The following is a 22,616-nucleotide window of genomic DNA, read 5'->3' as shown; positions in this document are numbered from 1 at the left end:
CGGCACGTTCAAGCACAGCTGCATCGCCCATTGCCACACGCGCTTGCACGCCGCCATTATTGGGGTCCATGATATCGCCAAAGCGTGTTGCGCTGGCGCCTGCACCACCGCTGATGAAATGATCGATTTGACGCATATATCTTCTCCTGATTCCGTCAGCGTGCCTTGCGCGTATCGCTACATTATTGCAACCATGGGTTATTACAGTTCAAAATTAGCGGCCAGCGCATATATGGACATGATAACGCTTAATATCCGTCTTCTTTATGTATCAGGAACGCACATGTTTACCCTTTTTGCCCGAACCTCATGCGTGGCAATCGCCATTGGTGCACCTGCCGCTTATGCGCAAGACGCTGCCGAACCCATCATTGTCGTAACAGGTAATGGCTTGGATCAGACCAAAAGTGATCCCGCTTATGGCGCGGTTGAAATCGACCGCGCGCGCCTGACCAGTGAAGCATCGGGACGAATCGAAAACATCCTTGCCGATGTTGCGGGTTTTCAGCAGTTCCGCCGTTCCGACAGCCGTTCGGCCAATCCATCCGCCCAAGGCGCAACGTTGCGCGCGCTTGGCGGCAATGCGTCCAGCCGAACGCTGATATTGCTCGACGGCGTGCCGCAAGCCGACCCGTTCTTCGGCTATATCCCGTTTAGCGCTATCGCGCCGGAACGCCTGTCCTCCGTCCGCGTAACACGCGGCGGCGGCAATGGTGCCTTTGGCGCAGGCGCAGTGGCTGGCACGATTGAGCTAAACAGCGCCGGGCGTGACGACTTGCCCGACACCTCCCTTTCGGCCTTTTACGGCAGCGACAATGCCAGCGAATTGTCGGCGGGCCTCACGACCGATCTTGGCGCAGGATTTGTTAGCCTTTCGGGTCGCTGGGACCGCAGTGACGGCTTCTTCACTGCACCTGCCGCTACGCGCCAGCCAGGCGATGTGCGCGCCGCTTATGATAGCTGGTCAACTGGTCTGCGCGCGGTCGCCCCCTTGGCCGATGGTGTGGAGATGCAATTGCGCGGATTGCTATTCCAAGACAATCGGACCTTGCGCTTTGCCGGCGCGGACAGCAGCTCCGAAGGGCAAGACGCCAGCATCCGCATCGTGTCGCAAGGCCGCTGGCAAGTCGACGCATTGGCCTATGTGCAGGCACGCAATTTTACCAACATCGTGATCAGCGCGACGTCCTTGCGCAAGACGCTGGACCAACGCAATACCCCCTCGACAGGGCTTGGCGGCAAAATCGAAGTCCGCCCGCCCGTTGGCAGCAACCACTCATTTCGCATCGGCGCGGATGTCCGCTTGGCCGAAGGTGAATTGTTTGAAGATGCCTATAGCCAAGTCACCGGGCTAGTGACCGCACGCCGCAACGCAGGCGGCCATAATGCGACCTTTGGCGTGTTTGCCGAAAATGATTGGAACCTCGGTGCATTGACGTTGACCGGTGGCCTGCGTGCCGACCGCTGGACAATAAGCAACGGCTTTTTTGCCGAGCGCAGCGCAAATGGCAATGTCGTGCGCGACGACAATTTTGCCGACCGGGCAAGCTGGGAGACAAGCGCGCGGGTTGGCGCGCTTTTTGCGGCGCGTAATGCCTTTGCCTTGCGCGCGGCGGCGTATACCGGCTTTCGCTTGCCAACGCTGAATGAACTTTACCGGCCCTTTACGGTGTTCCCCGTCGCCACCCGCGCCAATGCCGCATTGGCGGTAGAGCAGCTGCGCGGTGTTGAGGCGGGCATTGATCTGCGACCGGCCAATGGTATCTCCGTTGGCGCGACACTATTTTACAACCGCCTGAACGACGCCATCGCCAATATCACCATTGGTCCCAATCTGCGTCAACGCGGCAATGTCGATGCTGTCGTGGCCAAAGGTCTTGAGCTTTCGGGTGAAGCCGTTTTGGGCACAGTCGCCCTTTCAGGCTCTTACGCCTATAGCGATAGCAAAGTGCGCGCTTCTGCCAGCGCGTCGGCACTTAACGGCCTGTCCCCAGCGCAAAGCCCGCGTCATGCCGCAAACGCAACATTGCTTTGGACGCCAAATGCAGGCGCAGTGTTCTCTGCAACCGCCCGCTATATCAGCGCGCAGTTTGAGGATGATTTGGAAAGCAACATATTACCCTCCGCGTTGACATTTGATGGTTTTGCGCAAGTTCCGATAACGCCTCAGATCGCCTTGACGGGCCGGGTAGAGAATATTTTCAACAAAGCTGTCGTTACCCGCAAGGTCGACAGTTCCATCGACCTTGGGACGCCGCGCATCTTGTGGATTGGTCTGAAATTTACAACACGGTAGGCCATCGGAGCTCCATCATAGCTTGGGGTACGGCGCAATCACCGAACATGAAGCGGCATAGCATGCCGGACGGAATAGCTGCCTGAAAGGCTGGCTATCGAATCCTAACGATGCAGGCGGGGAACAATCTCACTTGAGATGTTGCTTAACCGGCTTGATAAAACCGGGGTAACGCGACTTCACCTTTGTTGACGTTTTATTGCTATTCAGCCAGCTGTTTTTATTTGCTATTCAGCCAGCTGTTTATATGATGTTAATATAAATTTATCTTATCGTAACATCGAAGATCTGGAGTTGGTATCCGATAACAGCCTCGTCCATTTTAGCCCATCAATAGAATAGGCCTTTATGACCCAAAAAGCCTCTGACTTGTTCATCTCCTGCCTCGAAGAAGAAGGCGTCGAATATGTTTTTGGTGTTCCTGGAGAAGAGAATCTCGATTTTCTGGATAGTCTATCTCGCTCCAAGAAAATTAAGCTTATCCTGACGCGGCACGAGCAAGGCGCTGGCTTTATGGCCGCGACTTACGGACGACATACCGGCAAAACCGGCGTATGTCTGGCAACGCTTGGCCCGGGGGCAACCAATCTCGTAACAGCCGGGGCTTATGCTACGCTGGGCGGAATGCCAATGATGATGATTACCGGTCAAAAGCCTATCAAAAAATCAAAGCAAGGGCGTTTTCAGATTTTGGACGTCGTTGCCATGATGGGGCCGATTACCAAATATACCCATCAAGTGGCCGCCTCTGACAATATCCCGAGCCGCGTGCGTGAGGCTTTCCGTTTAGCTGAGGAAGAAAAGCCCGGCGCGGTCCATATCGAGCTGCCCGAAGATATTGCCGACGAACATACCGATGCTCTGCCCATTAAACGCAGCGTATCGCGTCGCCCCAGCGCCGACCCTAAAGCGGTGCGCGCCTCGGTCACGGCCTTAGAAAATGCCAAATCGCCTGTGCTTGTTATTGGTGCTGGCGCCAACCGGACGATGACCGGCAGGATGCTGCTGCAATTTATCGAGAAGACCGGCATCCCGTTTCTCACCACCCAATTGGGCAAGGGGGTAATTGATGAGCGTCATCCCAAATTTCTGGGTTGCGCCGCCTTGTCTGCGGGTGATTTTGTCCACCGCGCGGTTGAAGCGTCGGATTGCATCGTCAATGTCGGCCATGACGTCATCGAAAAGCCGCCTTTTTTCATGAAACCAGGCGGCGCTCAAGTCATACATATCTCGAGTAAAACCGCCGAGGTTGACCCTGTCTATTTCCCAGGCATCGAAGTTATTGGCGATATTGCCAATGCAATCTGGCAGATGAAAGAAGACATAGTTCCAAGCGGCAGCTGGAATTTCGACCATATGCTAGATTATCGCAAGGCCGAGGTTGAACATACCGCCAGCCTGTCTGGCGACCCTCGCTTTCCGATTTTTCCACCACATTTGGTGCAGCAAGTCCGCGATGTTATGCCGGACGATGGCATCATCTGCCTCGATAATGGCGTCTATAAAATCTGGTTTGCACGCGGCTATACCGCTTACCGACCCAATACCGTGCTGCTTGACAATGCGCTCGCCACGATGGGCGCGGGCCTACCGTCGGCTATGATGTCAGCGATGGTCTATCCCGATCGTAAGGTTATGGCGATTTGCGGCGATGGCGGCTTCATGATGAATAGTCAGGAGATGGAAACTGCTGTCCGGCTGGGCCTCAACATCACCGTCCTAATCCTGCGCGATGACAGCTATGGTATGATCCGTTGGAAGCAGGCGAATATGGGCTTTGCCGATTGGGGACTGACCTACGGCAACCCTGATTTCGTCAAATATGCAGAAAGCTATGGTGCCAAGGGACATCGTGTCGAGAGTGCGGCGCATCTGACCGAATTGCTGAAACACTGCTGTGATACACCAGGCGTGCATCTCATTGACTGCCCAGTCGATTATACGGAGAATGATCGCATCCTCAACGTGCAAATAAAAGAGCTAAGCGCTGCATTATGAGCATGTTGAAGGACGTCTACCCGTTATATCTGAACAATAAGGCGGTGCAATCGAACACCGACCTTGCGGTAACCGAGAAATATACCGGCGAAGTTGCTTTCCGCGTTGCTTTGGCCGACAGCAAGACAATTGATGCAGCAATTGCCGGAGCCGTCAAGGCGGCTGAGCCGATGGCGCAAATGGCCAGTTACGAGCGCCAAAATGTCCTCATGCATTGTGTCTCCCGGTTTAAGGAACGCTTCGACGAACTGGCTTATGCGCTATGCGTCGAAGCGGGCAAGCCGATCAAAGACAGCGAGGGTGAAGTCACGCGGCTGATTGACACCTTCCGAATTGCTGCCGAAGAGTCGGTCCGGATGACCGGCGAGGTTCAGCCGCTCGACATATCCCCGCGCGCCAAGGGATATCAGGGGATGTGGAAGCGGGTACCAATCGGCCCTTGCAGCTTCATTTCACCTTTTAACTTTCCACTAAACCTCGCAGCGCACAAGATTGCACCCGCCATCGCCGTTGGTTGTCCGTTTGTGATGAAGCCAGCCAGCCGAACGCCATTGGGTGCGATCATCATGGGCGAAATACTTGCAGAGACCGATTTACCCGAAGGGGCGTTTTCGATTCTCCCGGCCAGCCGTGACGGCGCAGATTTGTTCACCGAAGATGACCGTCTAAAACTGCTGTCGTTCACTGGCTCTCCCGATGTGGGTTGGGCGTTGAAAGCTAAGGCGGGCAAGAAGAAGGTTGTTCTCGAACTGGGTGGCAACGCTGCGGTTATCATCGATGAAGATGCCGATCTGGACGATGCGCTGGAGCGCGTCATTTTTGGCGCATTTTATCAATCTGGGCAAAGTTGTATCGGGGTGCAGCGGATCATCATCCACGACAGCATCTACAACAAATTCCGTGATATGCTGATCGCGCGTGTCGGCACCCTGGTGTCTGGCAATCCGCAAGATCGGCAGACTTTTATTGGTCCAATGATCGATGTTAAAGAAGCGGCACGCCTTGATGGTTGGATTCAGGAAGCGTTAGCAGACGGTGCGAAGCTTCTGTGTGGCGGCAAACGGGTTGGGGCAATGCTAGAGGCCACTCTGCTCGAAGACGTCCCACGCACGGCCAAAGCTAACCGCGAAGAAGCCTTCGGGCCACTCGCCATCTTGTCGCGCTTTACCGACTTCGATGCTGCGCTCGACGAAGTAAACGACAGCAAGTTCGGTTTGCAGGCGGGCATCTTTACCCGCGACATCTTCAAGTCGCTGGACGCTTGGGACCGGCTGGATGTTGGGGGCGTTGTGATCAACGATGTGCCTAGCTACCGCGTCGACAATATGCCGTATGGCGGCGTCAAAGATTCAGGTTTGGGCCGCGAAGGAATTCGTTTCGCAATGGAAGATATGACGGAAATCCGCAACTTGGTGATCCGTCGGCGCACCTAAGGAAAACATTTGAATTTAATCTGTCTGGGTGGTGCTTGGTAGAAATTTGCCGCTCAAATTCTAAGGGAAGAGGACCAATATTATGGTACTGAATGATCACGTCGACCTGCCCACATTCATGCAGGGCGTTAGCAAGCGCAACCCAGGACAGACTGAATTCATTCAGGCAGTGCAGGAAGTTGCAGTAGACATTTTTGACTTCATGGAAGACAAGGAACGCTATCACAAGGAACAGATATTGCGGCGCATCGCCGAACCCGACCGGGTCATTTCATTCCGCGTTTGCTGGGAGGATGATAACGGTAACGTTCGTGTGCAACGCGGTTGGCGTGTGCAGAACAACAATGCAATTGGCCCCTATAAAGGCGGCATCCGCTTTCACCCTTCGGTTACGGAAAGCGTTCTCAAATTTCTGGCGTTTGAACAGACCTTTAAAAACGCGCTGACTGGCCTGCCGATGGGCGGAGCCAAGGGTGGGTCGAACTTCAACCCCAAGGGGAAAAGCGATCATGAAGTGATGCGCTTTTGCCAGTCCTTCATGACCGAACTCTACCGCCATGTGGGGGCCGATGTGGATGTGCCCGCCGGCGATATCGGCGTTGGTGCGCGCGAGATTGGCTACATGTTTGGCCAGTATAAGCGGATCACCAACCAGTTTACCGGCGTGTTAACCGGTAAGGGTTTGGAATATGGCGGCTCGCTGATCCGTACCGAGGCAACCGGTTATGGCGCGGTATATTTCCTCGCCAATATGCTGAAGACCAAGAATGACGATCTTGTAGGCAAAGTTGCGGTGATTTCAGGGTCAGGCAATGTTGCAACCCATGCAGCCGAGAAGGTGGCGATGCTGGGCGGCAAGGTGGTCACCATGTCCGACAGTGCCGGTTTTATCCATGATCCGGATGGTATGACGCAGGAAAAAATCGACTGGATCAAACAACTTAAAAATGTGCGGCGCGGTCGAATTAGCGAATATGTAAATGAGTTCAAAGGGGCAACATATCATGAAGGTATGCGTCCTTGGGGCGTCCCTTGTGACGTTGCACTACCTTGCGCCACACAGAATGAATTGCTCGGCGATGACGCCAGAGAATTGATCAAAAACGGCTGTATTGCGGTTAGCGAAGGCGCTAACATGCCAACCAACCTCGAAGGCGTCCACGTCTTCAAGGACGCAAAAATCCTGTTTGCCCCGGGCAAGGCGGCCAATGCGGGTGGTGTTGCGGTTTCTGGTCTGGAAATGAGCCAGAATTCAGGCCGCATCTCGTGGAAGGCCGACCAGCTCCAGCAATTGCTGGTCGATATCATGGACGGTATTCATGGCAGCTGCGTCGAATATGGTCAGACCAAGGGTGGCTATTGCGACTATGTGCGGGGCGCAAATATCGCGGGCTTCAAAAAGGTGGCCGACGCCATGCTGGCATTTGGTGTAGTGTGATTGCAGTAGATTGGCAGTAAACATAGTTTGCTACCAATCTGCTTGAATATTTGATCAAAGGACCGGATAGTCGTATCGACTGAATTAGGGCTTCGGCCCTACCGGTTGCAGTGGGATGCAGGATTAATGGCCGAGTCTGGAAACAGCCCTATTTTCTTAAAAGCTCTGCCGGGTGTAATTCTTTTGTTGTGCATCCTCCTGTTGGTTATGGCAGTTTTATTTCCAATTTTGTCCCCTGTGCGGGCCTCAGGAACTGCGGATAATACACATTTGGGTGTTGCTTCATGCGCTGGTTCAACGTGCCATGGCCGGTTGGAAGCCGATGGCGCCGCTGTACGTCAGGATGAGGTTTTGCGTTGGCAGGAACCCTCATCGCCTGCCGGAAAACATAGCCAAGCCTATTCCGCCTTATTGGGTCAACGCAGTGCGCAAATAGCACGCAATTTGGGTATCGGCAAAGCATCGTCTGCGCCAATGTGCCTTGGTTGTCACGCTGACCCAGCCGCATCGCGCGGCAACAACTTTCAGTTGGCCGACGGTGTGGGATGTGAGTCATGTCATGGTGGTGCTTCAAATTGGATCGCCAGCCACTACGCTGTTGGTGCCAGTCATGCTAAAAATGTGGCACGCGGCATGACGCCGCTGGAAAATCCAAAGGTACGCGCAGGCGTATGTCTTGACTGCCATTTTGGCAGCGCCGCCCAAGGGCAGTTTGTAAATCACCGGATCATGGCGGCAGGGCACCCGCGTATCTCGTTTGAACTCGACCTATTCTCATCTCTGCAGCAACATCATGACGAGGATGCCGATTATGTGGCGCGCAAGCGGCGTACCGACAATGTTCAGCTATGGGCTGTCGGGCAGGCGCTTGCACTCAAACGCTCGCTAGATCTTTATGCGAGCGCAAGTCGTGGCACCGAGGGTGTGTTTCCAGAATTCTATTTCTTTGATTGCCATAGCTGCCACCGTCGGATTTATGATCAGAAGGACGCTCTCAGGACTGGAGTAAACAATCCCGGGCGGCCAATTCCAGAGGGCATGCCGCCCTATAATGATGAGAACATGATCATGCTGTCGGCGGCTGCGCAGGTAACGGCTCCAGCCTCTGCAGGGCAATTCGATAAGGCCAGCAGGGAGTTCCACGCTGCTTTGGCGCTGGACCGTACCATGGCCGTCGCAGCGGCGCGGCGCTTGTCAATCGCTGCTGATAATTTGGCTAATAACTTTGCGTCGGGCAGTTTTGGCAGCAGCCAAGCCTTTGCAATCATCGACACCATTGCAAGCGATGCCATTGCCGCGCGTCTCACAGATTATGAGGGATCGGTGCAAGCCGTTATGGCGGTCGATACGTTGTTGAGCGCACTCGTCCGCTCGGGCAACCTCACGCAAGGTGCGGCAGCGGGCATCCGTGCCAATGTAAACCGCGCCTATGACGCGGTGCGTGATCCCAACGCCTATCGCCCGTCCGATTTCCGCAGTTCAATTGGCGCCGCTGCCAGCGCAGTCCGGGCATTACGATAGTCATGCGTAAACAACTGACGGCGTTCATTACAATCTGTTCGCTTATATTGTCGTCCTGTGGCGGCGGTGAAAGCAGCAGCGGCGCAAGCGGTGGCGGCAACAACGCGCTGGCGCCTTCGCCAACGCCAGCATCCAGCACGGCGAGACAGTATGCAGATCCCGCACCGGAATCGCTCACGGTCACAGATGTCGAACGCGTGATATCGCTGGCAGTGGCAGAGGCGCAGGCGCGAAACTTGCCTTCCACCATCGCGGTGGTAGACCGCGTTGGCAATGTACTCGGCGTGTTTGTTATGAACGGCGCGAATTTGAGCCTGAAGGTTCCTGATGCGCCAGGCGGGCCTTCATCCAACACCGATCTGCAAGGTGTTAATCTGCCCGCTCCGGCGGCAGTTGCGGGGGCCATCGCAAAGGCGATTACCGGCGCTTATCTGTCGAGCAGCGCCAACGCCTTTTCTACCCGCACGGCAAGCCAGATTATCCAGCAGCATTTTCCACCGGCACCGACAACCGTTGGCCTTGAAAGCGGCCCATTATATGGCGTGCAATTCAGCCAACTCCCATGTTCAGACCTGATGCAACGCTTTGGCAGTTTTGGCACGGCCGCACTTATCGGCCCCAAGCGTTCGCCGCTGGGATTATCGGCAGATGCGGGCGGATTTCCTCTTTACAAAAACGGAGCAGTCGTTGGCGGCGTGGGCGTAATGGGCGATGGCATTTATGGTTTCGACCCGAACATTTTGGACGTCGACATTGATGTTGAGGAATTTATTGCGTTCGCAGCCACGCAAGGGTTCGCGCCCAACGAGGATATCAAGGCCGAGCGCATCAGTGTCGACGGCACATTGTTACGCTATTCGGACGCGACAACCGCCGGATTGCGCGGTGGCTCCGTGCAAAGCTTTGCCGCGCTAAACGGTAGAGTTGGCAATGTGGTGCCTGTCCCGGGTTATTCCGTCGGCAGCATAGTCGCTGGGACGGTTTTTGGCAGCGAGACATCGGGCGTCCGAGCAGCCACCGCAGCGGAGTTTACCAACCGCGATGCCTATATATTATCCGATGGATCAGGAACCAATCGCTTCCCAATACGCGCCGGAACCGATGCTGCCTCGGTTGCGACACCACTCAGCGCCGCCGAGGCCCGATCGTTGCTGGAAGAATCCTTCACAGTAATGAGCCGCTCTCGCGGGCAAATTCGCCGCCCTAATGACAGTCTCGCACAAATGACGATCAGCCTGGTCGACACGCATGGCGCGGTCCTTGGCATTGTGCGCGGCCCTGATGCACCTGTTTTTGGTACGGATGTTTCATTGCAAAAAGCAAGAACCGCCGCGTTTTTTTCTAACCCGCGCGCAGCATCCGATTTGGCTGCAACCAATAGTCCGAGTGTGGGCATGTTTCTTGCCAACGCGCGGACATTTTTCGGCAGCAGCAACATTTTCACTGGTCAGCATGCGTGGACCACCCGTGCGATTAGCAATATTTCACGGCCCTATTTTCCCGATGGCGAAGTTGGACGAGCCCCCGGACCATTTTCGCGCGACATTAACGGCTTCAATCCTTTTTCTACCGGACTTCAGTCCGCCTTGATTGTCGGTAATGTTAATACCCATGTTGGTTTTTTGCTGGGCAGAAATCCAGACACTCCCGCCCGCTGCACCACAATGCCAGATGCTACGACCGGGCAAAACCGATTACAAAACGGCATCCAAATTTTCCCCGGATCCGTGCCGGTTTATCGCGGATCAACCTTGGTTGGCGCGATTGGCGTTTCGGGAGATGGTATAGATCAGGACGATATGGCTGGCTTCCTAGGCGCAAATACCACGGGCTTGCGCATTGGCGGCATTGGGAATGCCCCTCCGGCGATACGCACAGACCAGATCGAAGTCACTGCGGGTGGAACCAAAATAAGGCTGCGCTACATAGGCTGCCCGTTCGCGCCCTTCTTGGGTACCAACCAGCAGAATGTGTGTCAGGGGTTATGATGTTTACCGATCTGCCGCCAATGCCAGCAACCACAGTAACCAGTGTTTATAGCGCGCGCGCCGCCGTCGGGGTGATGCCGGAACCAACTGCTGCAGACGCGCAAGTAATGGATGCGGCGCCAGTCGAAGCAGAAACCTCATTGCCAAAGAAATCCAAAGGCGATCCGCTTGCCGAACCCGATAATGGCATTATCGAAGGTCGCAAACGTCCAGGATATCAACCGCGCCTCCCTGACAAAGTCACGCAAGATAATATTGGTGCGGTGCGTCCTCCTCCACCTGAGGCATTTCCAACCGATGAGTTTCCAATTCCAGACAGGTGGCGCCTTATACAGTCTTTAGGACTGGTGAAGGAGCGCTGGTTCGATCCGTACAACCAGAATACCTACAAAGGCGACCGTCCCATCAATCGCGCGAAGGTGCCGTGGTTGCCTATCAAGGCCAATGATTGGTTTTTCGTTGCAAGCGCGGTCAGCGATACGGTTGTTGAAGCGCGGACATTCCCGATACCAGTCGGCGTACAAACGACCGAGCGTCCGGGCAATTTGGATATTTTTGGTAACGACGGTAGCGAGGTATATTCACAAACGTTTATCGTAGGCGCCGCACTTATCAAAGGCCTGACCGCTTTTAAACCGCCTGACATAGAATATCGCGTGGCGCTTGCGCTCAACGTCAATTATGTAAATGTTCCTGAAAAACGCGTGCTGTTTGTCCAGCCGTCAAAGCCTTCGCACCGACTTGATCATTTTCTGGGATTGCAGGAATTGTTCGTTGACTATCACATCCGGAATACATCGGATCGTTATGACTTTGAATCGATCCGTGTGGGCATACAGCCGTTCCAAAGCGATTTCCGGGGGTTTCTGTTCAACGACCAGCAATTAGGCATCCGCTATTTCGGCAACCGGGATAATAACCGCTGGCAGTATAATTTGGGCGCCTTCTGGCGTTTGGAAAAGGACACCAATTCGGGCTTGAATAGTGTCGTTCAGCGACCGCGCAATGACTGGGTTTTCATCGGAAACCTATATCGGCAAGATCTACCTATTCCTGGCCTGACCAGCCAAATTACCGCCGTCTATAATATGAATCGTGAGAAAAATCAGGTCGAAATTGACGATAATGGCTTTCCTGTCCGACCTGCCTTGCTTGGTAATTTGCGCGGCCGGAATTACGACGTTGTCTATCTTGGTTATAATGCCGATGGCCGCATTGGACGGGTCAATCTAACCGCATCAATCTACGGCGCGCTCGGGACCGATAGTCAGAATTTCTTCACCGGGCAGAAATCAAAAATCCGTGCTGGCTTTACTGCCGCTGAAGCAAGCTATGATCTTGACTGGATGCGCTTCCGTCTGTCTGGTCTTTATGCAACTGGTGACCGCGACCCGTTTGATAACAAAGAAACAGGTTTCGACGCGATCTTTGAAAACCCCATTTTTGCAGGTGCTGACACCAGTTATTGGATACGACAGACAATTCCCTTCGCCGGCGGTGGCCGTGCAATCAGCATCAATGGCCGCAACGGCATATTAAATTCGCTGCGCTCGTCTAAAGAACAAGGCCAGTCGAATTTCAACAATCCTGGCACGATATTGCTTGGCGCTGGGGCTGATTTTGATCTTACCCCGACGATGCGTTTGTCAACAAACGCCAACTATCTGTGGTTCGAAAATACATCCAATCTGAAAGTTCTCCGTGCTGAGGGTAGTATTCCAAGAGAGATCGGTTGCGACCTGTCAGCAGCAGCGATATGGCGTCCCAAAGCTACGCAAAATATCGTTGCCCGGTTGTCGGCTGCAACGTTGTTACCCGGTAAAGGATTCAAAGATTTGTTTACCAACCGACCGCGCAACAAACATTATTACTCCCTGCTCGCCAACGTGATATTGACCTATTGATGCGTGCCGATTTTACCTTCAACCGCAACCGGATTTGGACAGTCATTTTACTGCTGCTATGCTGCGTGTTTGCAGCGTCATTGGCTTATGCTGCGGACAAGGAGAAACCCGTAGAGCGTATCTACCCGACCTTTCCGCCTGCACCGCGTACGCAAGAAGCTTCAGATGTGCTGGCAAAATCATCAGGCTGCTATTCCTGTCACATCCAAACAGACGCGCCGACCATGCACAGCTCGCCAGCCGTGCAACTGGGTTGCGTTGATTGTCATGGTGGCGATCCGAAAGTCATGGGTAATTCCAATCTGAAACATGATGATCCTGCCTATGTCGCAGCGCGTGACAAGGCACACGTGCTTCCCAAATATCCAAAAAGCTGGCATTTTCCTTCGTCTGCCAATCCCAAACGCAGCTACACGTTGCTGAACCAGGAAAGCCCGGAATTCATCCGGTTCAACAACCCGACTGATTACCGCGTCGTCCGGGAATCTTGTGGCGCTTGCCATATGGAAGTCATCGAAGCGGGCGAACGTTCGATTATGGCAACTGGCGCGATGCTCTGGGGCGGAGCGGCCTATAATAATGGCATACTGCCGTATAAAAATTATGTAACAGGCGAAGCTTACACCAAGCACGGCGAGCCGGCGAAAATCATGTCGCCTGGCACTCCGCCGGGCACAGTTACCGATGAACAGAAAAAACGCGGTGCGTTGGCGGTGCTGTATCCGCTGCCGATGTGGACAGTAGTTCCGCCCGGCGATGTTTTCCGCGTCTTTGAACGCGGCGGGCGCAACATCAATACGCAGTTTGCTGAAGTTGGCCTACCCAATCCGACTGGCAGCATACAGCGGCTCGAGGAACCGGGGCGTCCAGATCTCAAGCAGTCCAATCGCGGTCCAGCCACCGGATTGCGCGTTGCCATACCCATTCTCAATATTCACAAAACACGCCTAAACGACCCATTCATGTGGTTCATGGGGACAAATGATCAACCGGGTGATTATCGCCATTCGGGCTGTGCTGCATGCCATGTTGTATATGCGAATGACCGCGAGCCACGGCACAGTCTGGGCTATTCCCAATATGGCCGCGACGGACAAACGCAGACGATTGACCCGACCATTGCCAATAAGATGGAACCGGTTGATCATGATGACAAAGGCCATGGCGCTGTGAAAGAGCCCGGCTATAATGAAGGACCTATCAAGGAAAAGGGGCACCCCCTTCGCCACATATTCACCCGCGCGATACCAACATCGCAGTGCATGAATTGCCACATGCATCAGCCGAACATCTTCCTGAACAGTTATCTCGGCTATACGATGTGGGATTATGAATCTGACGCGCCATCCATGTGGCCCGAAAAGCAGAAATATCCAACAGCGGCGGAAAAATTCAAAGTTCTTGACCGCAATCCTGAGGCTGCAGCACCCAAGGGCAAATGGTCGGATCTCGATTTCCTGCGTAATGTGTATGACCTTAACCCTAAGTTAAAAGAAACCCAATTTGCCGATTATCACGGCCATGGTTGGAATTTCCGCGGCATTTTCAAGCGCGACCGCGAGGGGAATTTGCTTGACGCTGAGGGTAAGATAGTTGCACCCGACGATCCTGAAAAATGGCGCAAAAAGGGTGAAGGCAAATTTGTCGAGCCCGGTATAAATCCCGGTAAGACCGTGCATATGATGGATATTCATGCCGAGAAAGGGCTGCAATGTGCAGACTGTCATTTCGCGCAGGACAGCCATGGCAATGGTCTGATCTACACAGAGGTCGCCAATGCTGTCGAGATAGGCTGCAAAGATTGTCACGGCACCGCCGACGCTTACCCAACGCTGATGACATCTGGTCCGGCTGCGCGTCCGCAGGGGAACAATCTCGCGCTGCTCCGCAATGCCGATGGGCGCCGCCGTTTCGAATGGCTGTTTGAATCTGATGGCAGCCGCAAGCTGATACAGCGCTCAATCGTTGACCCCAAGCTGGAGTGGGAAGTCAGCTTGGTTAAAGATAGTATGAACCCCGGCAGCGGACAATTCAACGCCAAAGCGGCGCGTGCAAAACTTATGCGTCGCGCGGGCAAAGAAACTGGCGACTATACATATGGACTTGATGTACCCTTAGACGAGCGCGCCCACGGTGACGACAAAATGACCTGTTTCACGTGCCATCTGTCCTGGACCACTAGTTGCGGCGGATGCCATTTGCCAATCGAGGCCAATTGGAAAACAAAAACGCATAAATATGAGGAAGAAGAGACACGAAATTTTGCGACCTATAACCCGCAGGTGGCGCGTGAAGATATGTTCCAGCTCGGGCGGCATCAGACGACCAAGGGCAATATCATCGCACCCGTTCGCTCTACTTCTGCGCTGGTTCTGTCGTCAACAAACGTCAACCGCGAGCGCATCTATATCCAACAGCCACCTATCAGCTCAATCGGATTCTCCAGCCAAGCCTTTGCTCCGCATTTCCCACACACGGTCAGAAAAACTGAAACGAAGCAATGTACCGATTGCCATTTGTCGGCAACGGGAGACAATAACGCAATCATGGCGCAATTAATGCTGCTGGGCACAAATTACGTCAATTTCGTGGGCTTAAACGCATGGGTTGGCCTGGAAGGCGGCTTTGAAGCGGTACGCGTGACCGAATGGGATGAACCACAAGCCGTTATTGGTTCGTACCTGCAACGCTATGCCTACCCTGATTATTACAAGCTCCATGTGGAGCAAAATGGCCGCGAGCTTAAAAATTGGGTGCGCGGCAAGACATTCGACAAAAATGTTTCGGGTGAAACCGACGCGACAGAAGAATTCGTCAACATTGTTCAAGGCACTGGCGATAAAGTTGGCTGCCTGCAGCTGCGGGGTGAATATATGTATGTGGCGCAGGGGAATCGTGGCTTTCAGGTTTATGACGTTGCCTCGATTGCCAATAAGGGCTTTTCCGAGCGGATCTTGTCGGGGCCGTTTTCCAAGTTCGGCCACAACACCCGGGTCAAATCGAAGAACGCAACTTGCATGGCGCTGGCAACCAACCAGCCGATCAACCCATTGCGCAACACGCCCGAAATGCGTGAAGCCAATCAGGAGCAGGCGTTCCACCCGATCTATAATTTCGCAGTTATCACTGATAGCGTCGAAGGACTCATCCTCGTCGATGTGAACACAATGGCTGATGGGGAATTCCGCAATAACTTCCTGAAACGTGCGGTGACTTGGAACGATCAAGGCGTTTTGAAAGGTGCGCGTCATATTACGCTTGCCGGACATTATGCTTATGTGACCGCCGACGTCGGGCTGGTCGTCGTCGATCTCGACAACCCAATGCGGCCAAAAACAACTGCTGTGATTAAACTTAACGATGCGCGGGCGTCAGCGATCCAATTTCGCTATCTTTGGGTCAGCGATGCAGAGGGTGTGAAGTTATTTGACGTGACAAAATTGGCCGAACCCGTAGCGGTGCCGCAAGGCACTATCGCGCTGGCCAATGCCCGGAAACTCTATGTCGCGCGCACATATCTATATGTTGCCGCCAAGCAGGATGGCTTGGTCATCGTCAATGTCACAAAACCCGCAGCGCCATTTATTTATCTCAAAGAAACATTTGGCGGGCAATTGTCGGATGCCGAAGACGTTGTCGTGGGCTCGACCAACGCCTCGGCTTTCGCATATGTCGCCGACGGCAAAAACGGGATGAAGGTAATCCAACTAACTTCGCCGTCGACCCAGCCCAATTATTATGGCTTCTCGCCTGCGCCAAAACCGGAACTGATTGCTTGGACAAAAACGCCTTGGCCTGCTTATGCCATTTCCAAGGGAATCGACCGTGACCGTGCCGTAGATGAAAGCGGAAAACAAATTGCGGTATTTGGCCGATTGGGTTCACGGCCGTTTACCCGGGCGGAGATGGAGAGGCTTTTCCTTAACAGCCTCGGTAAGCCCTATATGGTAACTGATGATGCGGAAGTAACCAATTGGCGGCCGCCCTTAAAGTCACCTAGCTAGGGCGCTCGCCAATCAGCTTTTTAATGAAAGGCTGCAAATGGCTGTCGTATTTAGCCAGAATGGCTTGGTCGCCTGCACTGTCGAAATGTGATACGAGTTCCCGTCCGTTCCAAAGGTGCAGCGCATAAGCGGGATGATCGGCGATGATCATGGGCCTGTTATCCGGCTTTTCGGGATCAATCGGGCTCAAGTCTAACGCCACTTGCGCCGCAGTTGAGGAGCAGATGGTAACGGCTGCCCCCTGCCACGGCACAGCAATGGATCTGTGGACATGGCCGCACATTATTCCCTTTATGTTGGGAGCATCCTGAATGGCTTGGGTGAAGTTGCTCACCCATTGTTCTTCAGCATGGGTGTTCATCCACGCGATGCCGATTTCGACAGGTGGATGATGCATGCCAATAATGGTAGGAGTGTCACGGTCTTGTGCAAGTGTCATTCGAAGCCATTTGGCGCGCGTGTCACAAAAAGCGCCGCCGTGACGTCCCTCTTCCAGAGTGTCGAGCATTAGTATTCGAACACCGCCAGCTTCCAACGCATATTGAACGAACCCATCTACCACAGGAACTTCAGGAAATTGCGCGGTAAAATTGCTTCGGATATCGTGATTGCCAAGGCACATGTGAACGGGAAAACTGCAGATGCTAAACGCATCGGCCAACTGCCTGTAGCTGGCAGCAGCCCCATGTTCAGTCAAATCACCTGTGGCGATCAGCAAGTCGGGTCGGTTGGGGCCATTGTTCAAATGCCGCAACACCTGATCAAGACGCTTGCGGTTGAACTCGGCCGGATCATCCCGATCAAATCCTAAATGAATGTCGGTAACCTGAGCAATTAGCAAAGCAAATCGTTCCTTCGATCTAGGTTCCATGTTATTCTACCCTAGTTTCACCTATATCTCGTTTCCGTGCCATATTAAACTTCGGCACCCATGGCGCACCTTCATCTGCGTGGAAACTATGGCACATTGCGCAACTCGATGGAACATCTGTATTAGAGGCCTCACCGCCGTGACATGTTCGACATGTCTTGATACCCGGTAGCAATAATTCGCTGGCACTACCTGACTTTGTCGCCGCGTGACAAGATGAGCAGGTTTCAGTGTCATGCGCCGCATGGTCGAACCAGCCCTTCATCATAAAGCGCGATGTTTGATGGACCTTTTGCACCTGCCAATTGTCTGAACCGGCAGGTGGCGCGATGACGGTATGGCAGTCATAGCATGCCCCGCCCTTTGAAAAGACAGAGCGGATGGCGCTGTCAGCACGGCTGTAATTCACGCTACCAAAATAGGCATAATAGGGTTCGCTACGGGCATAATTACCTGGACGCCTGCGTCCCTCCATGGACTGATGCGTGCGCACACTGTAGGGGCCCCCTGCGCGATAAAATGCGCGTAGGTCAGCGACGACCATTTTTGGGTCGCCATGGCGCAATGTGCGCACTGTGTTGCCGATCTTTTCAATGCCGAGATTATGACACTGCGAGCAATTCTGCTCCATATCGATCGGCTTAAACCCAACGCCATCAGGCGTCTTTACGTGACAATCCTTACACTCAAGCGCCTGACCAAAATCATATTGCTTACCCAGCCGTTCAGCCATGCGCGCGACGCCATTGGTCCGTGACAGATGCACATCGTGCGGGAACTTCAATCCGCTATCTTCCACCGGCTTTTGATCGAGCGATATCCGCTCCCGTGTTGGTGGAGAACCGTTCGCCGTGATCACCTCTGGCTTGAATTGGGGATGCGCAGTGCCGAAATCACTAGCATTGGCAATCTTAGTGTCGGTCAGCCGCTTGTTCATATCGGTATGGCAGCTGCTGCAAAATTGCTGCTTGGTATCTTCCATCGGCCCTGCACCTTCGTGCTCTGTATGACATTCAACGCAGCGGCCTTCGGGACGACTAAAACTATCGGCAATTTTACGCGATATTTTTCCATCCCAATCAAGCGGAGCTTTGGCAAGTTTTAGCCTTTTGGGGTCGGCATGATCGTGGACGTCCTCATGGCAAGAGACGCATGAACTGTCGCGCACCGCAACAAATGCTTCGGTATGGCAAGACTGGCAATCCATTCCCAATCCTGCGTGCGCCGACGATAGCGAACCGCTGCTCCAAAGACTGTCGGCGTGAAAAGCTGCAGGCCGCTTTTCGGCGTTATGATAATTATAGAATGTGTGGATAGGCCAAACCAGCAGAGCCAGCAGAATAATGATAGACAATGCCCAGGCCATCAACCTCCTGCTGGGCATTATAGACCGTAACGTGAACAGGCCAATTTCATCTTTTTCCTGGGTCGAGTCCGACAGCACTTCGATGCGCTCTGCGGTGATGACGACTACGCCATCCTCGACAGAAATGACCAACAAATGACTGCCAAAACGCAGCTCAGAACCACCCGCTGGGTCGATAAGAGCTTGTGACGTTTTGCTACCATCTACCTCGAAGCCGTTCCCGGCGAGCGCCACAAGGTCAAGCGTGCCATTTGCCTGCAACGTTAGACGGGCATGGCGCAGTTCAACGGCCAAATCGGCGAGGTGGATTTCGCACGACGCTTCACGGCCAATTACAATCTCGCGCACATCATGGGGATAGGCACGGATAATTTCCCGGCCATCGGATGTGCGAGATTTTTGGCGGATAAGAAAGCTCATGCTCCAATCACCAGTAGAAAAACACGCTAACGATATGGGCGACAAGCGCAGCAATGAGAGCGAATGTCAGCGGCACGTGCAGATAGAGCCATATTTCAAGCATGGCCTTTAACTGTAAATGCTTTCGTGTACGCGCTAGGATCGCCCTTTTGCGCCCCAAAAGCGAGCCAACTTTCTCCAACGGATCGTCCTTGCCCCCCGGCTGACTTCCCATAATAAGCAGAATATCGTCATGCGCTTTACGCGTCTTGCAGGTCGCGTAGCGATTGCCCATCCTGCGGAGAATGCCTCCACCAAACGGATCTTGATCCAGCGAACTTCGCACAAGTTCGGCTTGGTTTTGACTGAGCGGTTGCGCCGCGTCATGCAGCTGTCGGTCAATCGAGCGCAAAGAAGCAAGCATTTGTCCCTCGGTCGTCTGGTCGCGATTGGCGCTCATAACCTTTGGTAAGGTTGCATACACGGAAATACCCCAGACACCCGAAAGGATAACAATCATCATCAACACGTAAGCGAGCGTATGGACGTTCCATCCAAGTTGGAACCCGGTATGCAGCGTTCCGATCACAATCAGGCTAAGACCAAGATAGACATGCGCCGAAGTCCATGCCTTCAGTGACCAATGGCCGCGCGACATCTTGCGCTTGCGGATACCTAGCAGGCTCAGCCACAAAATCAAAAGGACGCCAATGCTTCCCAAAGTGTAGCCGTACCAGCTGCCCCCATTATGACGCGGCTGGACGTCGGTGATGAGATAGCTGACTATTGCCAACAGCGAAATGATCGTCGCGATTTTCAACCAGCGAAAGTTTGCATGGCGCAAAAATCCCTCGTGCGTCCCGTCGCTCCGCACCCGTCCGGACTGTGCTGCGCGCCGCGCCATCAGCCGCCCTCGCCTTCAAGTCTAGCAACCGTCAAGAACTTCTCGGGCGATACGCGTATCGCCGCGCCAGTGGGGCAGGCCCTGACACAGGCCGGGCCACCATCAATGCCAGAACACATGTCGCACTTTATTGCCTTCTTGGGCTTTTCGACATTGGGGTCAGCATTTTTATAAGACCATTTCTTACTCGGCTCGCCTGGACCCGGTCCCATACCCAACAGCATCCAACTCAGTAATCCAGGCTTTTTCGGTGGCTCGGCCTCCATGCGGATAACGCCGTAAGGGCAGTTGCGTTGACAATTGCCACAGCCGATGCAGGTGTCATCGATGAACACCTCACCATCAGGACCGCGGTGAATGGCATTGGGAGGGCAATCTGCCATACAATGCGGATGTTCGCAGTGGCGACATGACGTGGGCACATGAAGATGCGCATATGTCCGGCCTGCCTCGCGGTCTAAGCGCGACAAACCCTCATGACTGTCGGCGCACGCTTTTTCACAGTTATCGCAACCGACACAGAGACTTTCGTCTATCAACAGAACGTCGGTCGCCTCACCCATTCCGTTCTCAACGAGGAAATTGGCTACGTTGGAATAGTAATCAACGACGCTGGAAAAGCTGTCCTTCTTTGCCTCCATAAATGCGTTGAGGTCTTGTCGCGATGCCATATCGGATTTAATTCGTGCCAGCAGTTCTGGCTTCATCTCTAGCAGTGCTTTGAACGTGGCGCCGTCGAGTTTGATCACTTCGGATTTGACTGCTGCTTTAACGGTGGCGGTTCGGCGGGTATTCCCGATCAGCGCCATTTCGCCAACATAGGATCCCGCGGGAAGATAAGACAGAAAAACCTGTTTTCCAGCGACCTTCTTTTCTACGATCATAGAACCTTGGCGGATGATGAACATATCATCCCCTTCATCGCCTTCTGTAATTACCGGCTTACCCGCGCTCACGGTCTGGATTTCGCTATTGTCCAGGACTTCGGTCAAATCTGACGAAACAAGTCCAGACCCGAAAAGCTGAAGCAATTGGCGTTCGGTTGCGATGCGTTCAATTGCACGCTTTGCGGCAGGCACCGAGCTCTGCAGCTTCAGCGCGGCAGTGCGCGAGATTTCGACGCAGATAGAATCCTCGCCAGCGCGGATCGTCGCCCCGCGCCGCCGACCCGAAATCAATCCGACTTCGCCAAAGATTGAACCCGTGTTGATTGGAACAATTTTAGATGGATCAATTGCGTCAATCAACACCTCGACAGAACCATTCGCGATCGTAAACAAAGATGACCCGGGATCATTGCGTTCAAAAATCGTTTCTCCACTCCGGTAAAACCGCGCTTCAGAATCAAGCATGAACTCACGCATTTGCAACGGCGTCAGCCCGTTCAATATCGTTATATTGGACCGCAGAAATTCAAGCCATTCCTCAACACTTTTGCGTCCCGGCAAATCTTTAAACTTGGCCTCGAGGATCGGCTCATCGGCTGGCTTCAATGCATTATTGCCATTGATAAATTCAACGACATCATAGCCTTGATTCATGCAATGCTTAATCAGCGGATAACCTGCCAGCGCGCCGATTACATAAATACCCAGCTTAGTTGATTCAAAAGAAGGCGACAATTTTGGAAACGCAACCCGATCTTCGCTGGTAAACTCCACCCCGCAGCTCTCAATGAATTTACGCGGCGGCGCTGATCCCATACGCGCAATTACCCGATCGCATTTGACCTTTGCTTCGCCATCTGGTGTATCATATGTTATAAATCCAGGCTCAACCAAAGAGGGCGTTGTGCCCGTCCGCACAATCACCCGGCCGGAATCGCGCGCAGCAAGCAAGGCTTTGATATTGGCATCTTTGGCAGTAGTGAATTCTGCGTTCCGGTTTACAATCGTAACCGTGTTGCGCTGCTCAGGATCCGCCACAAGGCCCAACGCATTCTCGATCCCTGCGTCACCCGCGCCGATCACGGCTATATGTTCGTCTATATATGTGCCGGGATCATCAAGTGTATATTGAATATGAGGTAACCCGCCGCCATCGCAACGCATCAAATTTGGGTTCCCTTGCGTCCCGATGGCAAGGATGACGGTTTCTGCTTCGATGACGGCCCCATCGGTCAGTTGCAAACTGAAACTGCCCTGCTCTCCTTCAATCGCTTTGACCTCTGAGTTATAGCGGACGTTCACCTTGTGGTCGCCGGTTTGACTGTCCCATGTGTCAAGTATGACTTCACGCTTCCCTGCGCCAAAGTCGATATCGGACCGCAAGACCAGTTGGCTGGGCGTTGCCATGACATGCTTGCCCTTTTGATACTTATAAATAGTGTCGGAAAGATGATCGGTCTTTTCGAGCAACACATGTGTCAGACCTAAGACAGCGGCGCGCGAGGCAGCACTCAGTCCGGCGGGTCCGGACCCAATGATTGCAACGCGATACCTTGTTGTCATGCCTTTATTCCCCCATCATGACCAAACCGACGAAAATTATCCGA

General features: G+C 53.6%; 12 protein-coding genes. 8 read left to right on the top strand and 4 right to left on the bottom strand.

Annotated elements, in window-relative coordinates:
• Positions 1–283 precede the first annotated feature (283 nt).
• The 8 genes from Q0N43_RS10620 (at position 284) to Q0N43_RS10585 (ending at position 16,582) form a co-directional block, all read left to right on the top strand.
• Complete coding sequence (locus Q0N43_RS10620) at positions 284–2,296, top strand: TonB-dependent receptor (RefSeq protein ID WP_295446158.1); 2,013 nt, start codon at positions 284–286, stop codon at positions 2,294–2,296.
• 348 nt (positions 2,297–2,644) lie between these two features.
• Positions 2,645–4,294 (top strand): acetolactate synthase large subunit, encoded by a 1,650-nt coding sequence (locus Q0N43_RS10615; RefSeq protein ID WP_295446156.1) that lies wholly within the window; start codon positions 2,645–2,647, stop codon positions 4,292–4,294.
• Entirely contained in the window at positions 4,291–5,727 is a 1,437-nt protein-coding gene (locus tag Q0N43_RS10610; protein WP_295446154.1) for an aldehyde dehydrogenase family protein, read from the top strand. Before Q0N43_RS10615 ends, Q0N43_RS10610 begins: the two co-directional genes overlap by 4 nt.
• Positions 5,728–5,809: 82 nt before the next feature.
• Positions 5,810–7,165 (top strand): NADP-specific glutamate dehydrogenase, encoded by a 1,356-nt coding sequence (gdhA, locus tag Q0N43_RS10605; protein WP_295446152.1) that lies wholly within the window; start codon positions 5,810–5,812, stop codon positions 7,163–7,165.
• 312 nt (positions 7,166–7,477) lie between these two features.
• Entirely contained in the window at positions 7,478–8,686 is a 1,209-nt protein-coding gene (locus Q0N43_RS10600; protein WP_366845965.1) for a multiheme c-type cytochrome, read from the top strand.
• Positions 8,687–8,688: 2 nt separating this feature from the next.
• Positions 8,689–10,674 (top strand): heme-binding protein, encoded by a 1,986-nt coding sequence (locus Q0N43_RS10595; protein ID WP_295446148.1) that lies wholly within the window; start codon positions 8,689–8,691, stop codon positions 10,672–10,674.
• Entirely contained in the window at positions 10,671–12,578 is a 1,908-nt protein-coding gene (locus Q0N43_RS10590) for a hypothetical protein (RefSeq protein ID WP_295446146.1), read from the top strand. Before Q0N43_RS10595 ends, Q0N43_RS10590 begins: the two co-directional genes overlap by 4 nt.
• Complete coding sequence (locus Q0N43_RS10585; RefSeq protein WP_295446144.1) at positions 12,578–16,582, top strand: multiheme c-type cytochrome; 4,005 nt, start codon at positions 12,578–12,580, stop codon at positions 16,580–16,582. Before Q0N43_RS10590 ends, Q0N43_RS10585 begins: the two co-directional genes overlap by 1 nt.
• Here the strand turns inward: Q0N43_RS10585 and Q0N43_RS10580 are convergent.
• Genes Q0N43_RS10580 through Q0N43_RS10565 form a run of 4 tightly spaced genes read right to left on the bottom strand, consistent with a single transcriptional unit; the run spans position 16,575 to position 22,572 of the window.
• A complete protein-coding gene (locus tag Q0N43_RS10580; protein WP_295446160.1) occupies positions 16,575–17,423 on the bottom strand; it encodes a metallophosphoesterase in 849 nt (282 codons plus the stop codon). The genes Q0N43_RS10585 and Q0N43_RS10580 overlap by 8 nt on opposite strands.
• 31 nt (positions 17,424–17,454) lie before the next feature.
• On the bottom strand, positions 17,455–19,239 hold the full coding sequence (locus Q0N43_RS10575; RefSeq protein ID WP_295446142.1) for a cytochrome c3 family protein: 1,785 nt from the start codon (positions 19,237–19,239) through the stop codon (positions 17,455–17,457).
• A gap of 7 nt (positions 19,240–19,246) precedes the next feature.
• Positions 19,247–20,122 (bottom strand): hypothetical protein, encoded by an 876-nt coding sequence (locus Q0N43_RS10570; RefSeq protein ID WP_295446140.1) that lies wholly within the window; start codon positions 20,120–20,122, stop codon positions 19,247–19,249.
• On the bottom strand, positions 20,122–22,572 hold the full coding sequence (locus Q0N43_RS10565) for a cyclic nucleotide-binding domain-containing protein (RefSeq protein WP_295446138.1): 2,451 nt from the start codon (positions 22,570–22,572) through the stop codon (positions 20,122–20,124). The genes Q0N43_RS10570 and Q0N43_RS10565 overlap by 1 nt, the downstream gene beginning before the upstream one ends.
• Positions 22,573–22,616: the final 44 nt, after the last annotated feature.

The organism is Sphingorhabdus sp. EL138, from assembly GCF_945882965.1.
Taxonomy (GTDB): domain Bacteria; phylum Pseudomonadota; class Alphaproteobacteria; order Sphingomonadales; family Sphingomonadaceae; genus Sphingorhabdus_B.
This window is presented reverse-complemented; position numbering and strand designations above follow the sequence as displayed.

Bases quoted from the DNA above. Each gene is read 5' to 3' on its own strand.
- Q0N43_RS10610 (WP_295446154.1), top strand. From the start codon at position 4,291: ATGAGCATGTTGAAGGACGTCTACCCGTTATATCTGAACAATAAGGCG.
- Q0N43_RS10615 (WP_295446156.1), top strand. From the start codon at position 2,645: ATGACCCAAAAAGCCTCTGACTTGTTCATCTCCTGCCTCGAAGAAGAA.
- Q0N43_RS10585 (WP_295446144.1), top strand. From the start codon at position 12,578: ATGCGTGCCGATTTTACCTTCAACCGCAACCGGATTTGGACAGTCATT.
- Q0N43_RS10590 (WP_295446146.1), top strand. From the start codon at position 10,671: ATGATGTTTACCGATCTGCCGCCAATGCCAGCAACCACAGTAACCAGT.
- Q0N43_RS10595 (WP_295446148.1), top strand. From the start codon at position 8,689: ATGCGTAAACAACTGACGGCGTTCATTACAATCTGTTCGCTTATATTG.
- gdhA (WP_295446152.1), top strand. From the start codon at position 5,810: ATGGTACTGAATGATCACGTCGACCTGCCCACATTCATGCAGGGCGTT.
- Q0N43_RS10620 (WP_295446158.1), top strand. From the start codon at position 284: ATGTTTACCCTTTTTGCCCGAACCTCATGCGTGGCAATCGCCATTGGT.
- Q0N43_RS10565 (WP_295446138.1), bottom strand. From the start codon at position 22,572: ATGACAACAAGGTATCGCGTTGCAATCATTGGGTCCGGACCCGCCGGA.
- Q0N43_RS10575 (WP_295446142.1), bottom strand. From the start codon at position 19,239: ATGAGCTTTCTTATCCGCCAAAAATCTCGCACATCCGATGGCCGGGAA.
- Q0N43_RS10570 (WP_295446140.1), bottom strand. From the start codon at position 20,122: ATGGCGCGGCGCGCAGCACAGTCCGGACGGGTGCGGAGCGACGGGACG.